Here is a 20,439-nt window from a genome sequence, read left to right on the forward strand (position 1 = left end):
GTTATTTCCCTCCAAAACCGTAGCCTTTTTTGACCAGCATATACATAAACATCGGCGCACCAATCATCGCGGTAATAATTCCAATCGGCAATTCAACGCTGGATATCAGGGATCTTGCGATAACATCCGTCCAAATGAGGAAAATCGCGCCGAACAACACCGACACGGGCATGACTTTGCGATGGTCTGAACCAACCATGCCTCTTACGATATGCGGAATAATGAGTCCCACAAAACCGATCATCCCGCAGCTCGATACCATAACCCCCGTTACAAGTGCCGTTAAGAGCATGTACAATCTGCGATATACACTAAGATTAATGCCCAGCGTCACAGCCGCTTCATCCCCGAGCAGCATCGTATTGAGCACACGGGATTGCAGCAGGAAGAACAGAATCGCTACCAGAACGACAATACTGATCAGCGGGAGCTTGTTCCAGCCCGAAGCCGCCAGGCTGCCCATCGTCCAGAATGTGACGGTTCGAATGCCCTCAGCATTGTTTGCAAAGTAAATGATAAAGTTCGAGAACGCACTGCATAGTGCGTTAATGACCATCCCGGCAAGTACCAGCTTGACGGATGTCATTTTGCCCCGGATACCTGCAAGTGTAAGCACCAGCAAGGAAGCACCCATGGCACCGGCAAAGGCCCAAAAGGCCACACCCGTTTGACCTAACCAGCTAATGGAACCGAATCCGATCAAAATCGCAAACGTTGCTCCGAGTGAAGCTCCTGAGGATATACCTAATATGTAAGGATCAGCGAGTGGATTCTGCACAGCAGCCTGCATAACGGCACCACAGAGCGCCAGACCTGCCCCGATAAACATTGCCATTAATACACGCGGAAAACGAATCTGCCAGATGATATCGGTAAAGGAACCGGCTTCAATTGGCGCAGCTCCAAGCTGAAAGCCTGTTATTTTGTAGAGAAGAATACGATAGGACTCCGCCAGCGGAATATGCACCTGACCTATGGATACCGCTATCCCCACCGATACAAGCATGAATACCACCAGTGCTGCAAGAAGTAATGCGAAACCGGATTTGCTGTGAATCAAAGACTTGGGTTTACCCATGTGCTGCGTCTGCATCTGAACTGTTTGTGCCATTTCTTCCCCCATCACTTCCACGATAATGTAAGATCAAATAAATATAGCTATTTACAACGCTTTTGATCGGATTATAATTGAGAATGATTATCTTTGTCAATTTTAAATAGGAGCAGGAGAGTTTTTTCTCGCTGCTCTTTTTGATCCCCTTTGTGCCCGTACAGATTGCAGGCCAACTAGCAATCATCGAAAATAGGACTGCCTTCTCTCCTCAAGGTTTTTACCTAATCCCTTGACAATGGTTTGATATAAAACTATATTGGATTTATGAAAACAAGAGATGCCATATCACTCATATCCAAAATTAAAGAGAGTTCCAATCGTTTTATCGTATCCGAGATGACCAAGCATGGGATTCAGGATATTGCCACTTCACATGGCGACATTATCTATGCTCTGTATCACCGACCTCAAATGACCATGGCCGAGATCGCCAAAAAAATTGGCAAGGATAAATCTACCGTCACAGCACTTGTCGACAAGCTGGTGCGCATGGGATACGTCATCAAGGAGAGAAGCGACGAAGATACGCGCGTTGTTCATGTAGCACTGACCTCTAAAGGCGAGGATCTCAAGCCCGTCTTTGAAGAGATATCTCAGAACCTGCTGAATGTCTTTTACGCGGATATCACAGAAACAGAGAAAGAGGAACTGCTTCGAATTTTGATGAAAATTCACAGCAACTTCTAAATTTTTTTAGATAAATAGTTTGATATAAAACTAAATTATTGGAGGAATTATACATGAAGGACTACACCAAATCCCTGCCTGACCATATCGCACAATACATTGGGGAACAGGATTTGTATCTGGAGATCTTTGAGGGAGATAAACTTCAAGGGAGAAGTGATCACAGACCCCCTCTCCTATTCGTTCACGGTGCCTATACAGGCAGCTGGATGTGGAGCAAATACATCCCTCATTTCGTTCAACAAGGCTGGACTTGTTATGTCATGAATCTGAGAAGTCACTACAAGAGCAGAGTGCAGGACATGACCCGGGTGACCTTCGAAGATTACCTGGAGGATATTCAGGAAATCATCACCGGGTGCGGGGAGCCGCCTATCCTCATCGGATTCAGCATGGGTGGCATTCTTAGTCAAAAGATAGCAGAAAGCTCTCCCCTTCGGGGATTGGTCGTGATCGATTCCAGTCTGAGCCAGGAAGTTCTTCGATCCGTCCCGTATGCTGAAGCGGATCGTATAACGCCTGGCCTCGTCGTTCCTGCACCCGTTCATCATGAGCTGACCAGCATAGATGAATCGGCAGAGGACATTGCTTTTCAACGTAAGTATTTGGCCATGGAATCGTCGCTGGCCTTCAGCACATTCTCCGCGTTCTTTGGCGGTGAGGACGTTGTATCCATTAACGGTGAGTCCATTACATGCCCCAGTCTCGTAATCAAGGCCGTGTCCAGTGAGGAAGAGGACCTGCGAGGCAGATTAACTGCAGAGCAGCTTCATGCGGAATATGCCGGTCTATGGCACACGACACATACCGGTTTGCTCGTCGGTCAGAGGTATAATGAAGCAGTAGAGATTATCCTCGAGTGGTTAAAACGGAGTGAGATGATCCCACTGGTATAGCAAAAGCAAAAAAACCGCCCATCAGCGATGGACGGTTTTACATCTTCACTTTTTTTTCTTAAACACATAGATCCCCGCCATAAGAATAAACCACACCGGAGTAACAAACAGCGCCACCCGTGTATCCTCTGCCAATGCCAGAACAACCAGCACAAACGCGAGAAAAGCCAAGATTAAATAGTTGGAAAATGGATACAGCGGCAGTTTGAAGTGACTCCGATTAGCGATCTCCGGCTGGGTACGACGGTATTTCAGGTGACAGATCACCATAATGCCCCAGACAAAGATAAAGCAAACGGTCGATACACTTGTGATCAGTGTGAACACGCCCTCTGGCATGACATAATTCAGAATAATGGCAACCAGAATAACCAGCGTGGAGAAAAAGAGTGCATTGGAAGGCACCTTTCGGCCATTCAGGCGGGCAAGGGACTCCGGTGCATTCCGATCCTTGGCCATGGAGAAGACCATTCTGCTTGTACTGAAAATGGCACTGTTGCACGCCGAAGCTGCAGATGTCAGTACCACGAAATTCACGATCCCAGCGGCAGTCGCAATACCTACAGCTGCAAACACCTGCACAAAGGGACTTTCACTCGGCACAATCGCTTTCCACGGATAGATGCTCATAATAATCAGCAATGCACCCACATAGAAGAGCAGCACACGAATCGGAATTTGGTTAATGGCTTTCGGAATAACCTTCTCCGGATTCTCCGTCTCCCCAGCGGTCAGTCCGACCAGCTCCATGCCGACAAAAGCAAATACCACCATCTGGAACGAAATAATGAAGCCATGCATGCCATTTGGGAACCATCCCCCATGACTCCACAGATTCGTGAAGCTTGCCGTCCCTTGATCTGTGGTAAAACCTTTAAATATCATATATAGACCGACAACAATAAGGGCCAGAATGGCAATGACTTTGATTAAAGCAAACCAAAATTCCATCTCGCCAAACAGCTTCACCGTTGCCAGATTCATGACTAACAAAATGACCAGTGCAATTAAACCCGGCATCCATTGCGGTACATTCGGAAACCAGAACTGCGTGTACATGCCAACCGCCGTAATGTCCGCCATAGCGATGGATATCCAGCAGAACCAGTAGGTCCAGCCTGTAATAAACGCCGCCATATTTCCCAGGTAATCACGCACAAAATCCACAAAGGAGTGATACTGCAGGTTGCTTAACAACAGTTCCCCCAATGCACGCATGATCAAAAACAAAACCGCGCCTGTGATGATGTACGCCAGCAGGATCGACGGTCCTGTCAGTTGAATCGTCTTGCCCGCTCCCAGAAAGAGGCCTGTCCCAATCGCCCCTCCAATCGCCATAAGCTGGACATGCCTGTTTTTTAATCCCCGTGTTAATGTTTCTTGCTGCATGGTAAACCACCACTCTCTTTCTGCACATGCTCTCTAGGTTGCTGAAACTTGTATACAACATCATATAATAATCTGACCCAAATACATATCCTTCATTTATGATTTTTTTCATGCGAAAGAGGCCACCTCTTCTAACAAGGCGCCCTCTACTTTGGGTCATCGTTATTTTTGCTTATAGAACTCATGATACAGCTTCATTAGCGCCCGTTTCTCGATCCGTGAGACATATGAACGGGAGATGCCGAGTTCCTTGGCGATTTCGCGCTGGGTCCGTTCTTCCCCGCCAGCCTCCAGGCCGAATCGGCCAATGACGACTTCCTTCTCCCGGTCATCGAGAATGTCGAGATTACGGTAGATTTTACTTTTCTCAATCTTAAGCTGCACCCTGTCTACGACATCATCCGCTTCGGTTCCAAGGATATCAATTAACGTAATTTCATTACCCTCTTTGTCCGTTCCGATGGGATCATGGAGGGAGACGTCTTTGCGTGTTTTCTTCAGGGACCTCAGGTGCATTAGAATTTCATTCTCTATACAGCGGGCCGCAAATGTGGCGAGTTTGGTTCCTTTGCCTTGTTGAAAACTTTCGATCGCCTTAATCAAACCAATGGTTCCGATCGAGATCAGATCTTCCAGGTCTTCACCCGTATTGTCGAACTTCTTGACGATATGCGCAACAAGGCGCAGATTGTGTTCAATGAGCAAGTTGCGGGAGTGGGCATTGCCTTCAGCCATGAGGCGCAGGTGTTTGGCTTCTTCGTCCTCAGCCAGCGGCTGGGGGAACGCATTATTTTTGACATACGAGACGAGCAGCGTTAACTCTTTGATGAACAGGGCAATTGCGGTAAACAATCCGGGCACAGATGACACCTCCTGCAGTTTTACAACGATCTGGCCTGAGCACGTGAAGGAACAGGGTCGATCTATTGTATGTAGGCGGGGGCCCAGAAGTGCACGTACACTTGAAAAAGGGAACGTTTCCTTGATAATTGAATGGATATTTATGATGGTGAACGCTGCTGCTTAATGCTTGCCTGTGTCAGGCCATCCTTTGGCATGAGTATTACGTACTCACTTCAACAATCGAGCCAACCTTCTGCAGGAGCAGAAATTCTTTTTGGACACTCTCAATGAAATACGTTTTCTCTCCCAATATCACGACATCACTCTCGGCTAATGGAACATCGCTTTTGAAATAGATAAAGTTATCTGCGCCTCTGAATGCACCTTTATAGTAGTACAAACGGTCACCTTCTCTTAGAAAAAATGATATTAAAGTTTGTGCGTTTTTTACATCGTTTTCACTTGATCTAACCCATAGGACACTTTTTGATACAGTACAAATAGTAATAAATCAACATCTATAGGAACCCTGCGTTCTTCTCTATTTAGGGCAAACATCTCTGTTGTTTCATTCAAAATAAGAACAACTTCTACATCATCCTCTCGAATGATAAAATGATCCGTTAATTCTATTTCTTCTCCTATATTAGAGCAATTCAGAAAACCATGGGCGCTCTTGCCTCTACGTCTAAGAAGGATAGAAGCATGCCTTTTGAACGCTTATGATTTTTTTCAGTGAATGCTTTGGGTCCGAAAGCCACCATCTATTCACCTCCCGATTTCAAATAACTTTCTCGTTAACAAATATATATAACAACTTCAAGCTCTTTCTCCCTATTTTACTCTCCAAGGAGTCTACTCTTATACTTTCTACTGTTCTAAAATCTCTTATCCCAAGAAATAAGTCACTGTCATACCAAATACTATAATAAGAAACACAAGCCATAAAATTGGTCGATAGCTGTTTCCGTTGCTAGAAAAGGTATAAATCAAACTCAAACTCAGCCAGATTTACGCCATTAGAAAGAACGATACATCTAAAGAATTGTAATTCCACAATGCATGCTCAATATCAGCCTTCGTTTTCGTTTTACACCAAATGATCTCTTTAACATAGCCCATGTTTTCTCCACAGAAGATCCATTTATCACTCACAACCATTTGATTTGAAAGAATAAATTTTTGATCTTCTTCGGATTCAATACGTAGATCGCTTTCAATAGACGCATACAAAATTCCCTCGGTTTCGTTACAACGAGCAAAGATCAAAGATGCTACATAATCATCTTCGACTTTTTGAAAGTTTCAAATAATTATAAGTCGAAGTTGCCCCCTCCTAATTTATGGAACGACAAATATATGCCAGTCTATAAAATTCGAGTTCCTATCATTATGTTGAATAATAGCATTCAGTCAACATGCCCTAGATCAATCCTCACTTTTTAGGAATTTTCCAGTTATAGCAAAGTAGCATTTCTCCACCTCGGACTATTCCTTTCTTTGAGCCTGAACATCTCAATTTATCGGAATGGTTTAAGTGGTCAACCCGGTGATACTTCAACCCATAGCGGGTGCTTTTTTGTTCGTGCGTTTCACGCACTCAACTGGCTAAAGCCATAAAAAAATAGTCATAGTCTAGGACTATGACTATTTTAAAGAAGATATTAAATAAGTTTAAACAATCCATTTGGTGTTACGAAAGTCGTCCTATCAAAATGTTATTATCATCGGACAAAGTATGGAGTCTTGCTTTTGATTTTCCCTCCAGAACTTTTCAACTTCTGAACTGCCTACATTTAATCCCAAGAAAGAGGGATCAAAAAAAATTTCTTGTTTGTTAGATAATACAAGTTTCAAAGCATCGCAAATTACAACTTCACTTTCCACTTCCATGCTAAATAGTAGAAGCTTAGAAACTTTATTAGTAGCTAAGGGATTATTAAATATTACACTCCCTATTTTAGATTTTGCAGGTAAGACATCTTCCAAATCAATATTCACCTGAATGTCACTCACAACTGAAATCGCAATTTTGGAGTATTGCTCAATCGTTTCAATTTTAATAAAGTGATCTCCAAATTCAAGAAAGAACTGTTCAGTATTAGCAACGAACTCAGCAGGTTTATTATCCTCCTGATCCATAAAACCAATTAGATGCACATCATCAAAAATATTATCTCTAATTATTCCCTTTATTTGATCGAGGGCCATAATCAACCTCCAAATACATGTTATTTCCAAAAAATATTGATATCCATTCCTTTACCAGATTCCAATATTGTAACCCATTCACCGTTAGGTTTTACAGCTATTGTTATACCTTTCCCTCTAAAAATATTAAGCAAATCTGAATCTCTATTTAATGTGCCTTGACCTACAAATTTAACGGTTTCATTATCAATTAACTTTCCAATATCTTTTAAGAATTTTGGACCGTCTTCAGCAACTTTCGAATAACGTTTACCTGTTACTTTCTCAAGCAACTTTTTATGTCTCAGAAAATGGGTTTTGAAGTTTTTTCCTGCCACAATGTTTATAGCAGGTCCAATTTTCGTTATATTTGTAACACTATTGATACCTAAAGAGCTACTTACTCGCCCAGACAAGAGTCCTCCAGCTACGGATGCCCACGCTACTTGTACATCATAGCGGTCCTGTCCATTTTCATAAGCTGTTAACATTTGCGCTTTGGCTAAATTTGCATTTGTTTTTGAGTTGATAAATGCACCACTGGTTTGTGTTAATTGTGCATATAAATTGGAAAATTTAGCACCTTTATCACCATAGACCTTAGTAAAAACCTTGTTCAGGCTGGGCTTAAAGGAGTTATCCCCTTTCATTGCTGCATTAAGCATCATCTCGATCTCATAATACGTTGAAGTTTTGCGATGTCCACTTGGATCAACGTACTTCAACGGATTATTGCTCACATACGCATACAAATTTAAACTCAACGGATCATTAAGTTCCCCTTCGTACGTATCCTCGCCAATAAACCTTGCCATACCCGGGTCGTACCAGCGAGCTCGCAAATACTGAAGTCCTACCGTCTCATCCCAATACTCACCTGCATAACGAAGTACATTCGGTACTGTTTCCTCGGTTGTTAAAGGTCCACCCCAGATATCATACGTGTACTCGTTCAACACTTGGCCAGCATCATCCACAAGTCCGACTACATCGCCATGACCATTAAACTGATAGTATTCCAATTCTCCAGTTTGCTTCTCCTGACGTGCCCACAGTTGACCATACAAATCGTAGATATAGGCATAGGTCAGTTCAGCTTTACCGGACTTCACTTGGGCTTCAGCCATCAGTTTGGCTTCTTCGTCGTAGTAATAACGAGTCGTTTGGTCACCTTCAGTACGTTCATACAGCAAACCATCCCCGTTATAGCTATAAGTTACTGTTTTGCCTTCCCCGGTCGCTTTAACCAATCGATTCTGACTGTCATAGGTATATTCTGCATCTTTCAGTCCGTATATCTTACCACTTCCGGTACTGTACCGGTTACCATTCGAATCATACGTATATGTTTCCTTCTGCGAACCGGACTCTGTCTGAATGCGACTGAGTTCGTCATACGTAAACTGATCACTTGTTCCATTCTGAGTTCGGGACGTAATGTTTTTATTTCCATCGTATTCATAGTCGAATTGGTGAATTGGGGTCGTTCCTTGGGAAACGGTGACTCCCGACAGATTATAGCCGTCAAACTGATAGCTTGTGCTAAGGCCTTTCCCAAACGATACGTTTTCCAGCAAACTGTTCGACGCATAACTAAAGGTGATTCGATCCACAGGCGTCTGGGCCGATGCTGCGAGTGCTGAAGCGCCCCCTGTTCCGGAGGTGATATCCATGGAAGTGACCCGGTTCATCGTGTCCAGCTCACCGTGTACCCGCAAGGATTGCCCTTTGGCATCGGACAAGGTATATCCCAACCGCTGCTGGGTATTGTTTTCATATTCCAGCTGGGTTCCATCCGGGAAGGCCAGCCCACTGAGCATACCATCCGTTTCACGGTATGAATAGGTCGTTTTGCCGTGATCATCCGTCATCGACGTTCTACGACCCATCTCGTCGTACGTATACGATACGGAGGTATCCGGTCCTTTGAACCCTGTAAGCATGTTGTCGCTGTTATACGTATACTCGGTGATCTTTCCGAGCCGATCCTGCTTTTTGATCAAATTACTCTTTTTATCATAGTAGAAGGTAGTCGCAGAACCATCCAGCTTTGGTGGGGTCTGCTTGATGATCCGACCCAATTCATCATATTGTTTGGTCACAATTTGGCCGTTAGCAGAAACAACTTGAGTCACCTGGCCCTGGTAGCTGTAAAAATATCGGCTGGTTTCTTGTTTTGGCGTGGTTGCCGTAGCGATTTGCCCAAGCGCATCATACGTATATGTTGTCCGCTCTCCATTACCATCAATGGATGCAGTTACGTTGCCACTCAGGTCATACTCGCTTTGTTGAAGCGGAACAAATGCACCGTCCCGATATTCTTCTACAGCTGTCGTACGTCCTAACAAATCCATCTTCTCACGAGTTTTATATCCTGAAGCATCTTGAACCGTTACGATTTGTCCAACCGGATCAATCGTTGTTGTATCCGTAGTTCCATCGGGATAGTTGGTCTCTGTCGTTTGCCCAAATGCGTTGACCACATACCTCGTCACATTCCCCTCGGCATCTTCCGAAGCCGTCACGTTTCCTTCGCCATCATAGACATATTTATATGTTGCGTCCGCCGTTTGCTCTTCCACGAGCAAACCTAGTGGATTGTAACGCTCGGAAGTCACCATGCCGTCTGGCGATGTGCTTGTCATGATGTTATTCGTATCATCGTATGCGGTCGTCGATTGTGTACCATCGGCATGCGTAACCTGAACTAGACGTCCTGCCTTGTCGTATTGATTCTTTTCTAGTTCTCCGGAAGCGTTTGTCGTCGTTTCCAATTCACCTGCAGACGTGTAGCTATACGTCTCAACAAGAGATTCTGCTTTACCAGCAGCATCATGCACGGTCAACGATGTCGATTCCAACAAATACCCTGCATTCGGTTGGTAGCTGAATGTCGCTGTACGGTCTTTGGCCAATGTACCACCTTTGTCAGTTGTACCGATGACTCGACCTTTGTCATCCAGCTTCACTTCTGAATCAGAGAGCAATTGTCCACCATATCCGTTTTTGGTGGTGGTCCGTAACATGTCCCCTTGATTGTTATATGATAGTTCCGTGTACTGCTCCAAAGTGCTATTCACCTTAGTGGTGATCCGCACTGGTTTGATCCAATTGTAAGGCGCTTTGCCCACTTCGTAAGAATAAGTTGATTCTTGTCCGGTGCTTTGTTTCTCGGACGTCACCATCCCGTTTGTATCGTATGCGATAGTCGTAGTCAACTTTTCACTAGTTCGACCACCCTCACTTACCCATTCTGTCGTTTGGGTCGGGAGATTCCGTTTGGTTTGGCTATCGTACTGAAGCTCCGTAGAATAGGTTACATCATCTCCAGTTAGTGTATGCTGGTCTGCATAAACTAGATCAGGTTCAGTGGCGGCACTAAACGTTTTGGAGAACGTCCACGTATCCACGGTATGTGCAGCCTTAATTTTCGTTGTCCACGTGGCTGATTGTCCATAAGAGTCCAGATCTTCTCCAGAATACTCAAAGTTGATTTGGTCCAACGTGCCTTCGCCATCGGTCGTACTGAAATGGCTCTTGCGCTCTCTGACTTTAAAGACGAAATAGGAAGAAGCTTCTCCCATTTGCTTAATCGCTGGAATGTATGCGTAATCCGTAATGGCAGAAGATGGACTTGTAATACGCGACAATAAAGCAGTATGCATTACACCATGCGCATTCTGATTGCTTTGCAGCTCAGGCAGGAAATTGAATTTGGATTCTGGATAGTAATACGTATACGTTGTTGTCCGATCCAGTGCATCGGTAAACTCTCGCAAAATGCGAATACCTTCATCTTCCCGCTGTGTATACGTTACTTTCCGGTCCGTTCCAGTAAGCTGTACGGTAACCTTCAGGCTGTCATAAGCAAAAGTCAGTGCCTGACCTTCGCTATTTTGAATCCGCGAGATGACTTGGTTTCCATCCAATGTTGTATAGTGAAAATCCACCGTATTCCGGTAACCATCTGTAATTTGTAGTAACTCTCCGGTTCCATTAAACAAATAATCGTAGCCATTCCGGATCGACAAACGGTAACTGCTGGACTGACCATCCACAGTCACAGTCTTATCTTGCTTCACGGTTAAATCATTCCATACGTAACCTTCCAGTTCAAGATTAGCATTTAGGCGATAATAACCTACACCTGGAATAAGGATAAACCGTTCATCCCCACGAGTTTCCATGTAGGGTATATCCCAGCGCCAGCCTTCTCCCAACCCCGTATGGAGTTCTTCCTTACGTGGCGTGACTACATTGGAGTATGTTTGTGTCGTTTCGTCGTATTGAACGCCGAGCTGTCCACTTGCTCTAGCACTGTCATAGATACGTGTCAGATCAAACGGAATCAGGCCTGGTAGAGAGAGGTCTGTGCTACTAACCATCATCTCCCCTGTAGCAGTGGAAATCGATTCTGCTCCATAAGACGTCATGTACAGTGATGCATCGTCCCGGATATCGACATGGTTTAGCCCCGTTTCATCCACGGTCGTTCCGGTACCTGGAGCATCTTCTTCAATGGCGTTAATTGAAAATGTGTTTTCTTGTGGCGATCCGGAAGGGCTTAGCCCCTCCATTTGAATCGGTTTACTAGTCTCTTGCGTCTCCAGCCATTTCTCTGCTCCCTCGCCGCCTGTGCGGTCTGTTTGTAAAGCCTTGTACAGTTGATACAATGAGTACCCTTGATCTAGTTTCTGTTCAATCCAATCTTCTCCAATACCAAATTGCTCTTTTAAACTATGGATTGTAATGTAGGTTGCAGAAGGAATAGAATCCTTCCCTTCTGCCGCAGCTGCTTGTCCCCCATATCCAAAAGAACCGAGTCCACTAAGTACCAAAATGGCGCAAAGCCAAATGATCGTTATTTTCTTAAACACTCCATCACCTCAACCTAAATTTAGACAATTATTAATTAAAGGGGAAAATCTTTTTCGTACGTTTCGTCAGGTTTCCATTGCGATCATACTCAAATACAATCTGATCTCCCGTAAATAGCACAACTTTAAGCAATTGATTGCCATAGCCATATTCATAAGAGCTATCATTACGAATGTACATTTGAGCAGCCTTGATGACACCTTGAACCGGTTTTCCATCCTTTTCACTCAGCTTCAGATAATAGGTTTGTCCACCCTGCAGTTCCCACTCCAGCACGGTATACTGTTCACCATATACCTGCTCCTGTTCCACTGAAGCTGCTATTGCATTGCTCAGTTCCTTATCTGTATATAACTCAAGCCTAGGTTCAATCGAAAAGTCTCCTGACTCTTTAATTGCGATCCGATACTTACCAGAACCATATGGGGTAAAACGATAGTACACATTGCCTTGCTGAACAGTAGGCAACGCCGTCTCTACACCCTCATACAAGGTCAGAAACTCCACATTCACTTCCTTGACCACAAATTGGCGATAAGCACCTACAAGATGCAGCGTTTGAGTTGACACATTCTGCACCTGGATGTCAGAATGCCCAGGCACAAATTGTGCTCCTGTCGCGTTCTTTCCTTCTCTAACAACGACTTGGTTCTGGTCTCGAATAACGTAATCATAGCCTCCTCCTTCTATAGAAGATCCCGCAAGCATTGCTTCATAGGATGATGTATTCGAGAACAACACCACGTTATTTGGCGCCAAATCCAGTTTGACGAGTGCAGGCTCCTGACTGGAACTGGCCGTCACCGGAGCGGCATATTGAATTGTTACCGGCTCCGAAGATACTACGGTGACGACAAGCGTTGCACCCGCTGGAATCTCCCATGTTGCATGACTCATACCTTCCACAAAAGACAATGATGTATTGGTTTTATCGTAGACTACATAATCCACAACGGAAGTTTCTCCCGCAATCCGTTGAAGTTCAGCAGGTTCCGAACCCGGATTCGTAAACACTGCGCTCTGCCCTTGGTTGATGGTGATTTCCAATTCTGGTGAAGGCACTTCATCGTCTTGTCCGCGGAAAACGCGGTAAATTCCACCAAACGTTATGGATTGATTAGAGACATTGGTAACGACAACTTTCTTGCCACCCAAGATCGTCGGTTCAATCGCGGTTGCTGTTCTACTGCTGGACTGAGTTCCATCTACGTTGTAAATCGTGTAGTCATACACTCGTCCTGCGCTGCTGGATGCATCATTTCGGAGTCTTTCCGAATCTGAGCTCGTATTGGTGAAGGCGTAACTCTCCCCTTGATTCAAAGTCACACGCAGATATGCCGGTTCCTGGCTATCCACTACAGAGAAATCATCCGTGTATTCAAATAATACGGGTGTACTTCCCACTACGGTAACGATGGCTTCACCACCGGATGGAATTGTGGCAAGACTACCATTGTTATTGAATTTATCACTGTGTGCTCTACCATCCGCTTTATACACTGCGACATCATATAGAGAACCTACCGACTTGGCATTACTCCGGATCGGGTTGCTAAGTGAACCCCCATTATGGAATTTGACGGATTGGCCTGGAGACACGGTAATCTTGCTCAGCGCTTCATTCGGTCGACCCTCTACATCAAAAATCGTGTAAATCCCACCTATGGTTACCGGTTGAGCGGATACATTCGTAACTACAGCTTTGTTCCCATAAAATACAACAGGTTCAACCGCCGTCGCTTTTCTTGTACTCCGTTCTGTGCCATCAGGATAATAGGTCACGTAATCGAATATCCGTCCTTGGCTGGTAGACGCATCGCTGTCGAGATATTCCCGGTCGGTAGTGTTATTCCAGAAAGTCACGCTTTCTCCCTGGTTCAGTGTTACCCGATGGTACGCAGGTTCTATGCTGTCTTCGACCGAGAAATCATCCGTGTAGCTAAACTCAATGGGGACCTGTCCGACTACGGTCACAACTGCATAACCCTGAGAACGAATGATCGGATTTGTATTTTTGTTGAAGCCGTCCGAATGTACAACATCTTCTGATGTATACAGAACATAATCAAAAAGGGCTCCGTTTGAACTGCTCGCATTGTTCTTAATCGGATTGGCTAAGGAACCATTATTCCGAAAAATCACGGATTCTCCGGGATATACGGTAACTCGAGTAATGGCATCGCCACCAGCCTTTTGAACATCAAATGTCCGATACGGTACACCATACGTTACGGGTGTTGCTGTCACCAAGGTCACTACAGCGGTTCTCCCCGCAGCTACCGTAGGCTTAGTCGATGTATTGGTCCCGGTGGAACTTTCCGTCCCATTCGGAAGATAAACGACGTAGTCATGCTTGTCTTTGGTGGACCCATCGCTTTGGAGCGCATCGGATTTAGCGCTGATATTCGTGAATTGGTAACTTTCACCTTGATTCAGCGTCACTCGGGTATACGCAGGTTCATCGCTCCACTCACCAGTATAAACTTCGTACGGGAGTCCAATGGTCACAGGCTGTGAACCGGCCCCTGTAAAGATAATTTCGTTTCCTCCCCCTAAGTAGGGCTTTCCGGTTGATTCAAAATTTGAACCAGAGAGGCTTCCATCTTCATTGTAGTTGGCATAGTCATACTTCCGGTCTTGAGCTGTAGACGTATCCGCACTAACCGCCCTCGTTTGTGTTCCTTCATTGACGAATCGATAGCTCTCACCTTTGGACAAGGTCGCTCTATGTAAGGCCGGATTCTCAGACACACTATAGGTGAATTCAACAGGAATGGTTACTGTAAATGCATTGACCCCACTTGAGGTTACGACAGCAGTGTACCCCGCTCCTACGGATAGGCTACTCGTTGAATTCATGTTATCTGTTGAAATGCTTCCATCTGCTTTATAAACCGCATAATCATAAGAACTGCTTCTCGATGTGGCCGCATCTGTGCTCAAGGATTTTGAGCGAGTTCCAGTATTCGTGAAGCTATACGAATCACCAGGATACATTACAATAACTTGCTCTTCTGCTAATGCCATGGCTTGAGTCGTAAAGAAACCCTCACCATACGTATCATCAGTTACGGTTGGTGTATCTTCTTGATCCTCTATATCTTCATCAACACCCTCTGGTTCTTCGTGGATGTCCGGATCAGAAACATCCAGATTCTCAGCGTCTGGTAAAGCTAAATCCTCCATAGATACATCAACATTCTCCGCGCTGCTTTCGGTCGTTATTATGGCATCTGCTGGATCCGAAAGCGCATATCCGCTTGTCGGAAGAATAGTTCCCATGACAAACAAAACGACCAGAAAAACAATAAAACTTTTTCTCAAACTCATGTAAGTTGTCTTCCTCCTTTAAGTCTTTTATCCATTTGATACCTTAAGAGTGATATAAATGGAGTCTAATAAATGATTATCGGCATTTTCCTAATTTTAGGATATAGTAGGATAGTCCTTACTTTTAGGGACTATTTTCCTTTTAAAATTCGGATAACAAGTATTTAATGATCCCATTTGTCAACACTGGACAATTCAGACAAATTAACGCAAGGAGAGTATCCTATTAATTCCCTTAACAAAAAAAGCCGCCATATTGGCGACTTCTACGAACTATATTGATCTGCACTCAAATTCATCTTTCTACGACAGAGTGACGCTACACGAAGAATCCTTTCTTAAATATTCCCCGGCATACGAATGCCGCGCCATCCACTTACATCACATTGTCCATATGTATTATCTCCGACAGCAACCAACGTACCGTCTGATTTAAGCCCTACAGTATGGGCACAACCTGCCGCTACGGCAACAATATCGTGCCAGTCACTTACATTACACTGGCCATACGTATTCCAGCCTGCAGCGGAAACCGTACCGTCTGCTTTCAGGCCAATGGTATGATTACTCCCCACCGCAATCGCCTCCACACCGTGCCAGCTGCCTACATCGCATTGACCATGTTTATTACTACCCACGGCCATTACTGTACCATCTGATTGCAGACCAACGGAATGGAGATAACCCGCAGCGACCATTACAACATGACGCCAGCCAGTGACTTCACATTGGCGATATCGGTTATTCCCTACAGCTAGTACTGTTCCGTCAGCTTTCAGGCCGAGGGTATGCCAGTCTCCTGCAGTTACTGCCACCATATCATTCCAATGGCTTACCTGGCATTGACCTTCTTGATGCCGACCCACGGCGACCACCGTACCATCCGACTGAAGACCGATGGTGTGGCGCCAACCTGCCGCAATCGCTACAATATCGTGCCAGTCGGTTACCTCGCACTGGCCATCCTTATTCCATCCGACAGCCGTCACAGTGCGATCCGATTTTAGTGCGATGGTGTGGATATTGCCTGTATTTGTCGCCATATGTACATTACCTGCTGCGACCGCAATGATATCCCGCCAGCCGCTGACTTCACATTGGCTCATTTTATTATCACCAACAGCCATCACCAGACCGTCCGATGTAAGCCCAACGGTATGACGGCGTCCCGCCGCTATCGGATCTTTGGGAGACTTTCTCACCTGCAACCTCGCTTTATTCAGGGAACCATGTTCCATGCTGAAGTACCTCCCTTGAAGCAAGTTTCTTGCGATAGCCATTTCTCAACTTAACTTCCCTGAACTACTCCTCTTTTCGCCTGAAGCACATCTTGCCCAGAAGAAGTCCTGTGCCCGAGGAACAAATCAGATATCCAAAGAATAAAAAAACCAAGAAAACAGCATGAAGATCTTCAGGAATCTGAAGCACACCTTCAAACCAAGCCAAACGAAAAGGATACAGTAGCGCTACCCAGATGATCAGCAAAACTAGAATAAAATTAATGATTTTCCTCACTGTAATGATCCTTTCAGGGCCTGTATGGTGTCCGTTATGTTATACCAATAATACTTCAATCAGGATGGTTTGTCTTTTTCTAGTTAAAACTGCAAAGAAGCCTCCACTCCACATTACTGCGGAGCAGAGGCTGCATCCTTCCATCTACTTCCCCTAAACTCAGCTGAGCGGCGCAGGCTCCACAACGTCCGGGATTTCGGGTAAACGCTGTTTGCGTTCCATCCCCAGACTGATCACAAGCCCAAGCAAACCCAGAGCCGCGATGACTGATGCGTACAATGGTACGGAAATAAGTCCCGTATGCGTAATCGCGAACCCGCCAATATAGGCTCCACCTGCATTCCCCAGGTTAAACGCGGAGTGGCTTGATGTGGTCGCAAGCAGCGGTGCTTCGCGAGTCATATTCATGATTCGAATCTGCAGACCCGGCATAATCCCGAACGCCGCAACACCCCAGCAGAAGATTGTAACGACCGCCAGATATGGATTCTCCAGCGTCAAAGTGAGTGCAGCCAAAAGTACAGCCAGCACGCCGAAGTTGACCATCAGGGACGGCATCAGTTTCCAGTCGGCCAGCCGGCCACCCAACATGTTCCCGAGCGTCACACCAACGCCGAACAGTACCAGTATCCATGTTACACTTTGCTCCGCAAATCCGCTGATATCCACTAACATGGGTGTAATATACGTAAATACCGCGAAGAGGCTTCCACAACCCATGGCACCAATGAGCAATATTAATAACACCTGAGGACGAACAAGATTACGGAACTGCTGTCCGAGGTTCGCAGGCTCCCCTTGCGAAATAACCGGAATGAATCGAATGATACCAATCAGTGAAATGATGCCCAGGATCGTAATGGCCCCGAATGATGATCTCCATCCGAGCTGTTGGCCGATAAATGTACCGAAGGGTACCCCAATAATGTTCGCAATCGTAAGTCCTGCAAGTACAACGGAGACGGCGCCTGCTCTTCTCTCGGGTGCAACCAGGCGGGTTGCCATGAGAGAACCTACACCAAGAAACGTACCATGTGCAAATGCCGTCAAAATGCGTGCTGAAATCAGCAAGCCATAGGTTGGTGCAATAACGGATAGTGCGTTACCGATGATAAAAATGCACATCAGCAGGATCAGCAGTTTTTTCTGCGGTATCTTATGGGTAAACACGGTCAGAATGGGTGCGCCAACCGCGACACCCAGGGCATAGCCCGTAATCAGTTGGCCTGCCTGCGGAATACTCACATGCAGATCGGCAGCCACATTCGGCAGCAATCCCATAATGATAAATTCCGTCATTCCAATGGCGAATGCTCCTACCGTCAGGCATAGAAGGGATAACGGAAATGCCCCTCCTTTTCCCGGTTTCGAAGCACGTCGTTCTGTCTTGTTCATATGATGTTCTCTTCTCCTGTCCATCTTCTGTCTCTTTTTTGGTTATTCCTTGTTACGATTTCAGGATGACATTTGGGCTGCTTTTAGCCACATCGCCTCGTTTAAATCCTCAAACGTTTCCAGCATTGCAAGCTTGTTCTGCCACTGTGCCGGGATGCCGCTCCGACCATAATAAGCACCAGCAATCTGTCCGTACACCGCACCGGTTGTATCTGCATCATCACCGAGATTAACGGCTAGCAGTGCACCTTCTTCAAATGTGGAAGAGTTATGGAACGCCCACAATGCGGCTTCCAACGAACGGACGACATAGCCGCTCCCCTGAATTTCAGGCGGTTCCTTATCGCGATAAGATCCACGCACAACCTCTTCAATGGCTGGGGAAAAAGAAGACTCCTCCCTCCACCGTAGGCATGTCTCGGGCAGCATCATCGTATGTTTGTCTGCTCCGCGCAGCCCTGCAACCAGAATAGCCGCAAGCACCTCGCAAGCTTCCAGGCTTTCCGCTGCTGCGTGTGTCGTGCGGGAGCTCAGCTTCGCATAAGCCACAGCATCCTGCGGATGGTTGGCATACACCATAGCGACTGGTGCAAGCCGCATAATTGATCCGTTACCAGCCGTCATCGAATCGGTAGATCCGCTGTAGGGCTCTCCGGTCTTCCTGAACCTTTCCAGCGCATTTCGCGTAGCCCCGCCGATATCAAAGCATGTTCCGGTACTGCTCATGTAGCCGACTTCATACCAATTCGTGTATCTGCGCATCTGATCCGCCGGATCAAAATGTTCTTTTCTCACCAGACTTTCGGCCAGACATAGCGCCATTGACGTGTCATCCGTCCACTGTCCGGGAGCCAAGCCAAACACACCGCCCCCCACAATATCGGTTACAGGCTCAAATGTGCCTGGGCTGCTAAACTCCACTGTCGTTCCCAGTGCATCCCCTGCCGCTAGTCCAAGTAAACATCCATTGAAGCGATCCTTATCCAGCATCGCCGGTCCCTCCTCTGCGTCCTAACTTTCAACATATCTCTTCCATTCTCCCACAAGGGCTGTTCTGCCGTAAAGAATTTTAAAAAGATGCAGCCTGGCTTATTTAAATCCAACAAATTCTCAAGGGCTCTCTTCTATTATAAATGTGTCGAAAAAGGTGGAACGCTTGTTATCTCTCCATATCGCAAAAAAAGTTTATTTTTTTTCAACGGAGAAAACCGTTTTTTCAGTACACCGCTTACATGCATAGGTCATAACGGTTTGCCACCTTCGCCACTTTCTGAAAACACGTCATTTATGTGCAAATTTTCAATGTTAACAATCATGACGCACTTGACCCCTAAGTTTGTCCCATGTTACGGTTTTATTAGCTTCAACGCTTAAATTTTTCCACATTTATAATTCTCAACAAGCATTCGCGTCAACTAATCTGCCGCAACGTAAAAGTAACAAAGGGGAAATTTGCAATTTTTTCTTTTGTTTTATCCCAAAACAAATTCTGAAACAGGAGGAACAAATTTATGATTAAGGCACTGGTTTTTGATTTCGATGGAACGATTATTGATACGGAGACAGCATGGTATATCGCTTTTCGTGATGCCTACAAGGAACACGGCGTGAACTTGACCCTGGAGATGTATTCGCAATGCATCGGTACCAGTCTGAAAACATTCAATCCCTATGAGTACCTCATCACAGATTTGAATCTTCCGATCGATCGGGAAGCGTTCAGGGAATCGGTTCAGCTGCAGCATGCAGCATTAATGAACAAGGAGCAGGTAAGACCAGGCATCCAGAATTACCTCGAAGCTGCACGTGAGGCTGGATTAAAACTGGCCGTTGCCTCAAGCTCCAAACGGGAGTGGGTCGAACAGCACCTGGAACAACTGAAACTGAAGGATTACTTCGAAGTGATTCGAACAGCCGACGATGTGGCCCATGTGAAGCCTGACCCGGAATTATATAACCAAGCCCTGGAAGCGCTTGGAGTAACTGCAGACGAAGCCGTAGCGATTGAGGATTCACCTAACGGCGCACGTGCAGCTGCTGCAGCTGGTATTCACTGTGTCGTAATCTCGAACACCATAACAGGAACGCTGGATTTCAATATGCCTCACCAACGGCTGTCCTGCCTGACCGACCTCGAATTTAATGATTTGATCTCGAAGCCCTTCGTCACCACCGTCTAGGTCTGCACGAATTTCGCATTTC

The 20,439-nt window shown here is 45.6% G+C and carries 13 protein-coding genes; 3 read left to right on the forward strand and 10 right to left on the reverse strand.

Translation table 11 applies throughout. The annotated features are described in order from the left end of the window. Nucleotide 1 precedes the first annotated feature (1 nt). Nucleotides 2–1,111, reverse strand: a complete 1,110-nt coding sequence (locus CHH60_RS13165; protein ID WP_095359562.1) for a FecCD family ABC transporter permease — start codon at nucleotides 1,109–1,111, stop codon at nucleotides 2–4. 267 nt (nucleotides 1,112–1,378) lie between these two features. Between CHH60_RS13165 and CHH60_RS13170 the strand changes: the two genes are divergently transcribed. Then, on the forward strand, nucleotides 1,379–1,801 hold the full coding sequence (locus CHH60_RS13170; protein ID WP_095359563.1) for a MarR family winged helix-turn-helix transcriptional regulator: 423 nt from the start codon (nucleotides 1,379–1,381) through the stop codon (nucleotides 1,799–1,801). A 53-nt stretch (nucleotides 1,802–1,854) separates the two neighbouring features. Continuing rightward, on the forward strand, nucleotides 1,855–2,697 hold the full coding sequence (locus CHH60_RS13175) for an alpha/beta hydrolase family protein (protein WP_095359564.1): 843 nt from the start codon (nucleotides 1,855–1,857) through the stop codon (nucleotides 2,695–2,697). A gap of 45 nt (nucleotides 2,698–2,742) precedes the next feature. On the opposite strand, the gene CHH60_RS13180 is transcribed toward CHH60_RS13175, so the two are convergent. The 9 genes from CHH60_RS13180 to CHH60_RS13230 all read right to left on the reverse strand — a co-directional run bounded on the left by CHH60_RS13180 (nucleotide 2,743) and on the right by CHH60_RS13230 (nucleotide 19,227). Continuing rightward, on the reverse strand, nucleotides 2,743–4,086 hold the full coding sequence (locus CHH60_RS13180; RefSeq protein ID WP_095359565.1) for an amino acid permease: 1,344 nt from the start codon (nucleotides 4,084–4,086) through the stop codon (nucleotides 2,743–2,745). Between the two features lie 162 nt (nucleotides 4,087–4,248). Next, the gene (gene sigK, locus CHH60_RS13185; RefSeq protein ID WP_095359566.1) at nucleotides 4,249–4,947 is read right to left on the reverse strand and encodes an RNA polymerase sporulation sigma factor SigK; all 699 of its coding nucleotides are present in this window, start codon (nucleotides 4,945–4,947) and stop codon (nucleotides 4,249–4,251) included. 202 nt (nucleotides 4,948–5,149) lie between these two features. Further along, on the reverse strand, nucleotides 5,150–5,329 hold the full coding sequence (locus CHH60_RS13190) for a hypothetical protein (protein WP_095359567.1): 180 nt from the start codon (nucleotides 5,327–5,329) through the stop codon (nucleotides 5,150–5,152). A 1,310-nt stretch (nucleotides 5,330–6,639) separates the two neighbouring features. Beyond that, nucleotides 6,640–7,140: a hypothetical protein gene (locus tag CHH60_RS13200; protein WP_095359569.1), complete on the reverse strand. Its 501-nt coding sequence runs from the start codon at nucleotides 7,138–7,140 to the stop codon at nucleotides 6,640–6,642. 20 nt (nucleotides 7,141–7,160) lie between these two features. After that, nucleotides 7,161–11,996: an RHS repeat-associated core domain-containing protein gene (locus tag CHH60_RS13205; RefSeq protein WP_095359570.1), complete on the reverse strand. Its 4,836-nt coding sequence runs from the start codon at nucleotides 11,994–11,996 to the stop codon at nucleotides 7,161–7,163. Between the two features lie 31 nt (nucleotides 11,997–12,027). Beyond that, nucleotides 12,028–15,327, reverse strand: a complete 3,300-nt coding sequence (locus CHH60_RS13210) for a hypothetical protein (RefSeq protein ID WP_095359571.1) — start codon at nucleotides 15,325–15,327, stop codon at nucleotides 12,028–12,030. Between the two features lie 338 nt (nucleotides 15,328–15,665). Further along, nucleotides 15,666–16,565: an RCC1 domain-containing protein gene (locus tag CHH60_RS13215; protein ID WP_095359572.1), complete on the reverse strand. Its 900-nt coding sequence runs from the start codon at nucleotides 16,563–16,565 to the stop codon at nucleotides 15,666–15,668. Nucleotides 16,566–17,001: 436 nt separating this feature from the next. Beyond that, nucleotides 17,002–18,237, reverse strand: coding sequence for an MFS transporter (locus CHH60_RS13225; RefSeq protein ID WP_095359574.1), 1,236 nt, complete (start codon nucleotides 18,235–18,237; stop codon nucleotides 17,002–17,004). A gap of 60 nt (nucleotides 18,238–18,297) precedes the next feature. Beyond that, nucleotides 18,298–19,227 (reverse strand): ADP-ribosylglycohydrolase family protein, encoded by a 930-nt coding sequence (locus tag CHH60_RS13230; RefSeq protein ID WP_095359575.1) that lies wholly within the window; start codon nucleotides 19,225–19,227, stop codon nucleotides 18,298–18,300. A gap of 521 nt (nucleotides 19,228–19,748) precedes the next feature. Here CHH60_RS13230 and CHH60_RS13235 point away from each other — a divergent pair. Then, the gene (locus CHH60_RS13235) at nucleotides 19,749–20,417 is read left to right on the forward strand and encodes an HAD family hydrolase (protein WP_095359576.1); all 669 of its coding nucleotides are present in this window, start codon (nucleotides 19,749–19,751) and stop codon (nucleotides 20,415–20,417) included. The last annotated feature ends 22 nt before the right edge of the window (nucleotides 20,418–20,439 follow it).

Source organism: Paenibacillus sp. 7523-1, from assembly GCF_002276415.1.
Taxonomy (GTDB): Bacteria; Bacillota; Bacilli; order Paenibacillales; family Paenibacillaceae; genus Paenibacillus; species Paenibacillus illinoisensis_A.

Excerpts from the sequence above, each read along its gene's own strand:
- CHH60_RS13175 (WP_095359564.1), top strand. The coding sequence starts at position 1,855 with ATGAAGGACTACACCAAATCCCTGCCTGACCATATCGCACAATACATT.
- CHH60_RS13165 (WP_095359562.1), bottom strand. The coding sequence starts at position 1,111 with ATGGCACAAACAGTTCAGATGCAGACGCAGCACATGGGTAAACCCAAG.
- CHH60_RS13210 (WP_095359571.1), bottom strand. The coding sequence starts at position 15,327 with ATGAGTTTGAGAAAAAGTTTTATTGTTTTTCTGGTCGTTTTGTTTGTC.
- CHH60_RS13230 (WP_095359575.1), bottom strand. The coding sequence starts at position 19,227 with ATGCTGGATAAGGATCGCTTCAATGGATGTTTACTTGGACTAGCGGCA.
- CHH60_RS13170 (WP_095359563.1), top strand. The coding sequence starts at position 1,379 with ATGAAAACAAGAGATGCCATATCACTCATATCCAAAATTAAAGAGAGT.
- CHH60_RS13225 (WP_095359574.1), bottom strand. The coding sequence starts at position 18,237 with ATGAACAAGACAGAACGACGTGCTTCGAAACCGGGAAAAGGAGGGGCA.
- CHH60_RS13180 (WP_095359565.1), bottom strand. The coding sequence starts at position 4,086 with ATGCAGCAAGAAACATTAACACGGGGATTAAAAAACAGGCATGTCCAG.
- CHH60_RS13235 (WP_095359576.1), top strand. The coding sequence starts at position 19,749 with ATGATTAAGGCACTGGTTTTTGATTTCGATGGAACGATTATTGATACG.
- CHH60_RS13215 (WP_095359572.1), bottom strand. The coding sequence starts at position 16,565 with ATGGAACATGGTTCCCTGAATAAAGCGAGGTTGCAGGTGAGAAAGTCT.
- CHH60_RS13200 (WP_095359569.1), bottom strand. The coding sequence starts at position 7,140 with ATGGCCCTCGATCAAATAAAGGGAATAATTAGAGATAATATTTTTGAT.